A 1166-nucleotide genomic window follows, 5' to 3' on the forward strand; every position below is an offset into this window, starting at 1 on the left:
CTGCTGCAGCGGCAGCGGCCTTCGCGGCTTCCTCGGCAGCGGCCTTCGCGGCGGCTTCGGCCGCTTCACGCGCACGGGCCTCGGCGGCCTCGCGCTCGCGGGCTTCCTGTTCCTCGCGCTGGCGGCGCTTCTCGGCCAGCTCTTCTTCCTGGCGGCGCAGCAGCTCGGCCTGGGCCTGGGCCTCGACCTCGCGGCGCTGCAGTTCGGCGTCGTCGGCGACCGGCGCTGCCGGCTCCTCGGACGGGGCCGATTCGTCGCGCTTGACGAAGGTGCGCTTCTTGCGCACCTCGACCTGGATCGTGCGCGCCTTGCCGCTCGAATCGGCCTGCTTGATCTCGCTGGTCGACTTGCGGGTCAGCGTGATCTTCTTGCGCTCGCCCCCGCCCGTGCCATGGGCCGTGCGGAGGTAATCAAGCAGTCGCTCCTTGTCGGACTCGGTCAGCGCGTCGTCGCTCGACGCCTTGACGACGCCGGCCGACTGGAGCTGCTCGAGCAGCGCGGCTGCCGGGCGATTGAGCTCGGCAGCCAACTGGGCGACGGTGGTCACAGCCATTGTGAATATCCTTGCTTGGTACTTGCAGTGCGGCGTTCGATCGGGCGTTGGGGCATCAGGTCGATCAATGTCAGGTCGTGAACCAATGTTCGCGTGCCTTCATGATCAGTTCCTTGGCCTTGTCTTCGTCGATGCCGGCAATTTCGGTCAGTTCGTCGACCGCGAGGTCGGCGAGGTCGTCGCGCGTGTTGATCCCGCTTTCGGTCAGCTTCGGGATCAGGGCCGCATCAAGCYCCTCGAGATCGCGCAGGTTCTGCGACACGTCTTCCATTTTCTCTTCGCGGGCGATCTCCATCGTCAGCAAAGCGTCTTTGGCCCGCGTGCGCAGCTCGTTGACGGTGTCTTCGTCGAAGCCCTCGATCTCGAGCATTTCCTGCATCGGGACGTAGGCCACTTCTTCCAGGCTGCTGAAGCCTTCGGCGATCAGGATGTCGGCCACTTCGGCGTCGACGTCGAGCTTGTCGACGAACAGCTTGCGAACGCTGTCGGACTCCTCGTTCTGCTTCGCCTGCGATTCCTCGGCCGTCATGATGTTGATGCGCCAGCCGGTCATCTCGGAGGCCAGGCGCACGTTCTGGCCGCCGCGGCCGATCGCGATCGCGAGGTTCTCCTC

Annotated in this window: 2 protein-coding genes; both read right to left on the reverse strand. The window is 65.8% G+C overall.

Going from position 1 to position 1166, the window contains the following annotated elements; genetic code table 11:
- The coding region (locus tag AC1D1T_RS32610) for a translation initiation factor IF-2 associated domain-containing protein (RefSeq protein WP_477993497.1) at nt 1-553 on the reverse strand (553 nt) is incomplete at its 3' end.
- A gap of 70 nt (nt 554-623) precedes the next feature.
- Nucleotides 624-1166 (reverse strand): helix-hairpin-helix domain-containing protein (locus tag AC1D1T_RS32615; RefSeq protein WP_477993499.1); only part of this gene is annotated, 543 nt, incomplete at its 5' end.

The sequence above is a fragment of the Rhizobacter sp. P2_H3 genome (assembly GCF_056403355.1).